Source organism: Actinoplanes auranticolor, assembly GCF_018332655.1.
GTDB lineage: Bacteria > Actinomycetota > Actinomycetes > Mycobacteriales > Micromonosporaceae > Actinoplanes > Actinoplanes auranticolor.
The window spans coordinates 19828-27191 of sequence record NZ_BOQL01000023.1 but is presented as its reverse complement, the minus strand read 5'-3'; the positions used below and the strand labels follow the sequence as shown (position 1 = coordinate 27191).

The 7364-nt window shown below is 70.6% G+C and carries 8 protein-coding genes; 1 reads left to right on the top strand and 7 read right to left on the bottom strand.

Annotated features, from left to right (window positions below; genetic code table 11):
- Positions 1-247 (top strand): hypothetical protein (locus tag Aau02nite_RS14350; protein WP_212988906.1); only part of this gene is annotated, 247 nt, incomplete at its 5' end.
- A gap of 150 nt (positions 248-397) precedes the next feature.
- Here the strand turns inward: Aau02nite_RS14350 and Aau02nite_RS46415 are convergent.
- The 7 genes from Aau02nite_RS46415 to Aau02nite_RS14310 form a co-directional block, all read right to left on the bottom strand.
- Positions 398-970, bottom strand: a complete 573-nt coding sequence (locus tag Aau02nite_RS46415) for a hypothetical protein (RefSeq protein ID WP_246595138.1) — start codon at positions 968-970, stop codon at positions 398-400.
- Positions 967-1401: a response regulator gene (locus Aau02nite_RS14340; RefSeq protein WP_246595137.1), complete on the bottom strand. Its 435-nt coding sequence runs from the start codon at positions 1399-1401 to the stop codon at positions 967-969. The genes Aau02nite_RS46415 and Aau02nite_RS14340 overlap by 4 nt, the downstream gene beginning before the upstream one ends.
- 279 nt (positions 1402-1680) lie before the next feature.
- Positions 1681-2943: a hypothetical protein gene (locus Aau02nite_RS47345; protein WP_281420985.1), complete on the bottom strand. Its 1263-nt coding sequence runs from the start codon at positions 2941-2943 to the stop codon at positions 1681-1683.
- 381 nt (positions 2944-3324) lie between these two features.
- Positions 3325-3729, bottom strand: coding sequence for a hypothetical protein (locus tag Aau02nite_RS14325; RefSeq protein ID WP_246595136.1), 405 nt, complete (start codon positions 3727-3729; stop codon positions 3325-3327).
- Positions 3730-3872: 143 nt separating this feature from the next.
- A complete protein-coding gene (locus Aau02nite_RS46405) occupies positions 3873-4904 on the bottom strand; it encodes a C40 family peptidase (RefSeq protein WP_246595135.1) in 1032 nt (343 codons plus the stop codon).
- A complete protein-coding gene (locus Aau02nite_RS14315) occupies positions 4892-5701 on the bottom strand; it encodes a replication-relaxation family protein (RefSeq protein WP_212988902.1) in 810 nt (269 codons plus the stop codon). Before Aau02nite_RS14315 ends, Aau02nite_RS46405 begins: the two co-directional genes overlap by 13 nt.
- Positions 5702-5766: 65 nt before the next feature.
- Positions 5767-6984 carry a type IV secretory system conjugative DNA transfer family protein gene (locus Aau02nite_RS14310; protein ID WP_246595134.1) on the bottom strand — a complete coding sequence of 406 codons (1218 nt, stop codon included), beginning with the start codon at positions 6982-6984 and terminating at the stop codon, positions 5767-5769.
- Positions 6985-7364: the final 380 nt, after the last annotated feature.

Sequence of the window (7364 nt, the reverse complement as noted above, 5' to 3'; positions counted from 1 at the left end):
AGGGAGGCCAGATGTGAGCAAGGACAAGGAAATTGAGGCGCTCCGTGCCCGGGTCGGACTGTTGGCCAAAGAGGTACGGGCGTCTCGCTCGGAATCAGAGGCGCTTCGAAGAGGCGCGACGAGCGCGAAGAACTGGATCACCAAAACCGAGTACGCCAAGGCGACGACAGCTCTTGACCGTGGGATCAAGACGGCCGATGGACATCGGAAGAAGGCCGACGAGTACCGAGCCGCTGACGAGGGATAGCGACCGCGTGGCAATCCGGACGTGCCGCCAGCTATATCTCGAAATTCCCGCCGTCTATCGCTGGCAATCGCCGTCCGACCGCAGCTCAGCGTCGCCCTCTTCCGCCACCTATCGCTGGTAGTCACAGTGACGCCCGCCGTCACGGCCGGGTCACCCGGTAGCCGGGTGTGCGGACAGTCGCCCGTCCGGGCCGTACACATAGGCGTGCACGGTGCGGAACGGGGCCGGTAGGTACACGGTGAATCCGTGCGCGGGCAGGATCATTGACCGGTAGGTGCGGGTGATGCCCAATGTCCACCCGTCGGGTTTGTTCCCGTGCGCGCCGGGCGGCATGGTGCCCGCGCTCGGCCGGTCAGCGCGGGCGCGCCGGTGCCGAGCGAGGGCGATATGCGGGCACAACGTCAATGCCGCGCGAAGGCACTCGGGGTGTCCGGGCGGGTCGGTGTACCGGAGCAGCTCGGCGGCACGAGGGGTGCCCAGGAACGCCACCCAGTACTCCATCGACTCGCCGCACAGAGAGCACCGGCGGCCGGCGGCGAGCTGAGTCGAGATCGAGGTGTTAATCGTCGTGAAGTCCACGTGCGCCTTCCGGCTGCCGTGCGGGTCGGGGTGCACATTCACCGGCGGGATTGGCAGGCCGCGCCGCGCGTCGCGGGGACGCGCGGCCAGCGCCTCGGGCATGTCGGCGGGGATGCCCGGCGGCGGGGCAGACGGCCCGGTCATGCCGTCTGCCCGGTCGCGTCGGGGCGTGCGTCGCTGATGACCAGGTCCGGGTGTTCCGCGCGCAGGATTTCCCGCGCGATGTCCCATTGCCCCGGGGTCAGCGCCGAGGCAATGGTGTCGAGCCCGGCCGCCTCCATCACCATGCGCTGCGCCCCGGCCGCGTCGGGGTTGTCGAACACGGCCACCATGTCGCCTCCGGCGACCACATACACCCGTGCCTCGGTGGCGGTAGGCGGCGCGGTCGGCCGGGCGGTGCGGCGGTGCTCGGTGAGCCATCGGTCGATGACTTCGGCCGGGTCACTGTCGATGGGGTCGGTGTCGTATCCCTCGCCGTCGAGCCACGCCACATGATCCGGGACGGTCCACTCGGGATGGGCGAGCCAGTTCTGACGGACGGCCTGCCAGATCGCGAGCCGGGCCGGTGCGCCCACCGGTTCGGCCGGTTGCGCGCCATGCGGGCCGTACACCGGGCACAACGCGGTGCCGTCGAGGTGCGACGCACCGGGACGTGCGGCGAATCCGGCGAGGGGCCATTCGCGGGGCGGCACCGGGCGTGCCGGTTGGTCACATTCGGGGCAGCGTAGCGAGCCGGGCTCGGCAGGGCGGTCGTGGTGGTGCGGTGGGGTGGTCATCGTTGGGTGCCTTCCGTTCAGGGTGGATGTGCGGGTGCCGGGGCCGGGCGTGGTGCCCGGCCCCGGCGGGGTGATAGGTCAGGCCGCAACCGGCACGGCGTCGGTCTTGGCGTCGGCGCGGGTGTCGTCGGCCGCCCCGTCGTCCGTGCTGTCGTCGGCCGCGTCGGCGGTCTCGGCGGTCTCGGCGGTGTCGGCGGTGTCGGCGGCGTCGGCGGCGTCGGTGTCGTCCGTGCTGTCGGCCTCGTCGGGCGCGTCGTCGGTCAGCGGCCGGGTCATGAAGGCGACCACGTCGGCGGTCGGCTCTGGCGCGGTCTCGGCCAGGGCGTACTTCACCGGGGCCTCGCTGACCAGGACCAGCACACCGGGCTCGGTCAGCCGGGCCATGGCGTTACCGACCGCGCCGGAGCTACGCCCGCCGAGCTGCCGGGCGACAATGCCGGGGGTCACGTCGTGGCCGGTGCCGAGGTCACGCATGAACGCCTCAACCTGGTTGCGCAGCCCGTTTTTCGCCAGCTTCGCCGACCCGTCAGAGTTGATCTCGCCAGTGGTGCGGCCGGTGCCGGTACCGGTGGTGCGCCGCGCCGACGGGCGGCGGATCTTGCGGGTGTGCCCGCACGTCGGGCACGTGCTGGTCGTCGGCGCGTTCGCCGGGTCCACCGTGGCGAGGTCAGCGTCCGCGACCACCACCCAAAACTCGGTACCGTCCTCAGCGGTGGGCAAGCGGCGCGCGGCACCGGCCGCCTCCATCGCGGCGAGGACCGTGTCACCCATCGCGACCGACAGGCCGCTCTCGTTGATCGCCGCGTCGGCGGTGATGCCGTCCGGGTGACCACCCAGCACACCAGCCATGATCAGAACCCTCAGATCGGGCTGACGCGGGCCGACCGGCGCACCCGACACCGGGGCAACCTTCGCCGCCGTGTCGGCCGGGCTGTCGTCGGCCGGGGTGGCGTCGGCCGGGGTCTCGTCGGCCGGGCTGTCGTCGGCCGGGCTGTCGTCGGCCGGGGTGGCGTCCGCCGGGGTCTCGTCGGCCGGGCTGTCGTCGGCCGGGGTCTCGTCGGCCGGGCTGTCGTCCGCCGGGGTCTCGTCCGCCGGGCCAGCCGGGGTCGCGGTGACCGGGTGCCAGATGTCGGCGGGCTTGCGGTTGCCGTTGGCGGGGCCGGGGGTGCGGGTGGCGGTGCCAGCGGCCTCCATCGCGGCGAGGGCCTTCGCGACCGATGACGGGCTCACGCCCGCCGACTCGGACAGTGCGCGGGTGGTGATGCCGTCGGCGTGGGCGGCAAGTGCGGCGGCGACGGTCTCGGCGGCGGTCGGGGCGGGGGTGGTGGTCGTGGTGGTCATGGCTGAATACCTCCGGTAATAGGGTTGGTAATGGCGTTCCGCGTTATGCGGTGCGCTTTTGTTTGGCGGTTCCGGTAGGGCGGTTGTTGTTGCCCACGTCCATGGACCCTCTGCACCGGGCCATTGTCAACCCACATTTCCAAGACTCTTTCCGGCGGCCGTTCCGGAAACCCGTTTCCCTCGTCGCGCGGTGCGCCCATCGGCCCGGTATCACGTTTAACGGCATTGTGCGGGCCGCTCGGCGACTTTCTGGCCGTGCCGGGTGGGATTGGTAGGGGTGAACGCCTAGCGGGCGTGTCGGGCGTTGTGGCGGTGCCAGCAATTCGGGGCCGCAACGCCAGCGCGCCCGGCCGTATGGCCGGGCGCGCGGGGTGGGGTCGGTCAGTGGGTGGCGGCGGTGATCATGGCGGCGATGCTGTCGATCATGGCGTCCCACCGGTCGGCGCGTAGCGACTCGGTGGGGACTCCGGGGAGTTGGATGTGGTGCGTGACGCCGGTTCGGTCGGCGGCGAACGCGAAGCGTTCACCAGGCAGGATGACCGCGTATCCGGCCACGTCGGCGGTCAGCATGGCGGGGTGTCGGGCGATTAGCCGGGCCATGGCCGCGCACGTGGCGGCGATACTGTCGGCGGTCTGTGCGCCGCCGGGCAGCGTTTCCGGGCGGGCGGTCACCGTGTCACCGGCCGCGGTCAGGGTGGCCAGCGTGGGGCCGTCACAGCGGGCCGCGAGCCCTTTCACGGCGGCGGTAACCGATTCGGTGCGCAATACCGGGGCGGTGGCGGTCATAGCGTTTTCCTTTACCGTGGCGAATTGCTTACCTATTCATGGACGCTCTATCGCACGGTGAAGTCAAGTCGACGTATTGAGCTCAATGTCACTTCACGGGTGCCGGCGGCCGGCGGAGCTCGACTTCATGGAAATGTCAAGGGTCAGCTCGGCACGATGCGACGTATTGCCGCTATCTGATTAATCCAGGAGGACAGTTTGCTGATCTTCACCACGTCGCCGGTTTTCGGAGCTTGCACAATGAGGCCCGAACCGAGGTACATGCCGACGTGGCCGGGGTCGGCGCGGGTACCGCCGCCACCGGGGATCAGGATCAGGTCTCCGGGGTGAAGGTCGGCGGGGCCGGGCACGGCGGTACCGGCGTGGACCTGATGAGCGGTGGTGCGCGGGATGCGGATTCCGGCGGCCCGGTACGCCTGTTGCATCAGCGAGGAGCAGTCACACTGACGGCGCGGGTTGCCCGAGTGCGCGGCGGTGCAGTCTCCGCCGAAGGTGTACGGGGTGCCGAGCTGTCCGAGTGCCCACCCGATCGCGGTCACCACCGGCGGCGGCGTGCCCACCGGGAGGGTGAATCCGGGCGGCAGGCTGGCGGCGGCCTCGGGCGGGAGGTTGTCGCCCCCGTCGCACACCACACCGCCGGTGTAGGCGGCGACGATGGCGGCGGCACGCGTCTCGTGTTTGGCGTAGGCGTCCGGGTACGCCGAGCGTTGCACGGCCTGTGCGGCGTCAGTGAGCGGCAGTGTCTGCCACCGGGGCACCCGTTTCAGGTGCTGATAGAACGAGGTGGCCGCGTGCTCGGGGTTCATGATCTCGGCCGGGGTGCCCCACCCTTGCGACGGGCGTTGTTGGAACAGCCCGAGCGAGTCATGGTCGTTGGCCGCGCCGAGGTTGCCGAGGTTGACCAGACGGGACTCTTGCAACGAGGTCGCGACGGCGATCACCCACCCGCGCGGCGGGATGCCCTCGCGCTGACCAACTCCGATGATCACCGCCGCGTTGCCCGCCTGTTCGGCGGTCAGCCCGGCCGGGGCGGTGCCCGGGGTGGTGACGGTGGCCGTACAGGCGTAGGCGGCACTGCCACCGAACAACGCGGACACGGCCCCGGCCCCGGCGGCGGCGATGACCACGAGCAGCAGCACGAGGCCGCCGACCGCCCACGAGATCACCCGTCCCATACCGCACCGCCCGAGGTGCTCAGCTCGGCCAGGCTGACCCGGCCCGGCTGTCCGGCTACCCGCCAGACCGGCCCCGCCGGGCCGCCGGTTTCGGCCGTGTTGGCGGCGTCGGCGGTTGCCACGGTCACCCCGTCGGGCACGCGCGTGCGGGTGAGGCAGGCGTGGAAATTCACCTCACGGACGGCGGTGAGAAACCAGAACAACACCGGATACGCGCGCGACGGCGGGAGCGCGGCGTAGCCGGTGAGCTTGCCGACCACGCGGGACAGGGTTTCGGTGCCGAGGTCGGTCTCCAGCCAGAACGGCACCGCGTGCCCGCCGCCGACCCACACGCCGTGCCCGTCGGGGCGCACCACCGTCCCGACCGCCTCCCGGCACGCGGTCTCGTTCCACCAGCGCGCCAACCGGGTTGCCGGGTCGGTGCGGGCGTACGCGCTGAGCGCGACGAAAAACCCGTTCGTGGTGATGAGGTGCGTCAGTGTCGGAGACAGGGCCAATCGGGCGGTGGCGTCGCGTACGGCGGACGGGCGGGGCAGCGTGTCACCGTTTCCGGCCGCGACGATCGCCGCGCCGACCGGGCCGAGGGTCCACCTCCAGGCTTGCGAGCCGGGCCGCTGGTAGTGCCGGAACCGGTCGAGGATGTCGCGCTCGAGCAAGGTGTTGAGCCGGTTGCGGGCACGACCGGCGGAACCGAAGGTGAGATCGACGAGCTGGTCGGTGGTGAAGGTCTTGTGCTGATCGAGCAGGTTGAGCAGGAACCGGTCTCGGGGGGTGAGTCTGGTCAGTTCGCCGGCCACGACGGACGCCGTCAGGCGAGCACCGTTAGGGGCAGAAGCATGAAGGCTAGAAGGAGTGATATCTCTTACCAGTCGGTTCCGGTCCACCAGTCCTCCTCAACGCCGTTGACCTGCAGGTATGGGCTGTCATAGGGGGCGTTTTCCAACGAGTCCTCGGACTCGTTGGAAAACTCGTTGGATTGCTCGTTGGACGGCTCGTGAGGGGTCTCGTTGGACCACTCGCCATGAACTGCGAAGGTGTTACGACCGACCAACGGCTGTGCAGGAACCTGCACCGAACGCTGCGATTCGGTGCTCGCCGGGACCGTTGCCGCCGTGCCGAGCAGCTTCCTGCGGTCCTCGTGCGACAGCCCGGTGTGCTCGTGTGCCGCTTGACGCAGTACCTCGGACCTGCCGTTGACCGGTGGTCGGGGCGGCTCGGTGTCGGCGGTGACCGGAGGGACCACCCGGCCGCCGGCCACCGGCCGGAGCACGACCTCGTAGCCACCGAGCCGGATCAGGTCCCCGTCGTCCAGGTACGGGCGCAGGTGGCGGGCCTGGTCGACAGCGTCGCGGGGGGCGAGCGCGAAGTACACCTTGTTGCGGGCGTTGGCGTCGATCGCCTCGACCATGTCGCCGGACAACTGGCCCAGGTATTGATGTGCCAGGACGAACGAGGTGTGCAGGCCGCGGGCCTCGGCGAGGGCGTCATCGATACCGATGGGCAGGTGCAGGAAGTTGTGACACTCGTCCAGCACGACCATCGCGTCCGGGCGATCGTGTTCGGGGATGCGAGCGCGGGCGGTGGTGGCCTGCCACAATCCCGCGAGGAGCAGCGAGCCGATCAGGCGGGTGCCGTCCTCACCGATGACCCCCTTGGGCAGCCGGGCGAGCAGGACTCCACCGTCGAGGATGTCGGCGAAGGAGAACGTGGTGGCCGCCACCCCGAACAGCGACGTCGCCATCGGATGCGCCAGCACCAGACGAAGCCGTGACAGCAGCGGCGCGGTCAGCCCGGCCCGCTGCCCGGCCGAGAGGCCGTCGAAGCCTTCCCAGAACTCGCCGAGGGTGTTGCCCTCCCACGCCTTCAGCGCGTTGGTGACCGTCGCGACCCGCTCGGCCCGCCATTTGGAGTCCGACAGCAGGCGCGGCAACTGCACCAGGGTCGAACCTTCCAGGTGGGCCAGGGTGAGTAAGGCGTGGTAGCAGATGTCGGCGGTGCGGTGGCCCCACCAGCGCGCCCACACCTTCGCCATGACGGCGGTGAGGTTGGCGGCCACGTCGTGCGGGGTGCCGCCGTGCACGGCCGGGTCGAGCAGGTTGATCGCCGGGGGGGTGCGTGCCGCTCGTCGGGGTCGATCAGCACCAGGCGGTCCCCGGCGGACGTGGGGAGCCTGTCGAGCAGGTCGCGGATCAGGTCGCCCTTGGCTGGGTCGAACGCGGCGACGCCTCGTCCGGCTTCGACGTCGTCGAGGATCATGTTCATCAGCAGGGTGGTCTTGCCGGTGCCCGTCGGGCCGAGCGCGTGCACGTGGTAGCGGCAGTCGGTCAGCGAGATCCCGATCCTCGTGCGGGGGCCGGCGTTCGCGACGCCGATCACCTTGCCGCCCAGCCCGTGCCGCTGGTCAAGGGGGACGAGGTTGAGGCGCCTGGTCGGCTCCGGCGCGCCGCTGGTGGTTTCGGT

Bases quoted from the DNA above. Each gene is read 5' to 3' on its own strand.
- Aau02nite_RS46415 (WP_246595138.1), bottom strand. From the start codon at position 970: ATGACCGGGCCGTCTGCCCCGCCGCCGGGCATCCCCGCCGACATGCCC.
- Aau02nite_RS47345 (WP_281420985.1), bottom strand. From the start codon at position 2,943: ATGACCACCACGACCACCACCCCCGCCCCGACCGCCGCCGAGACCGTC.
- Aau02nite_RS14325 (WP_246595136.1), bottom strand. From the start codon at position 3,729: ATGACCGCCACCGCCCCGGTATTGCGCACCGAATCGGTTACCGCCGCC.
- Aau02nite_RS46405 (WP_246595135.1), bottom strand. From the start codon at position 4,904: ATGGGACGGGTGATCTCGTGGGCGGTCGGCGGCCTCGTGCTGCTGCTC.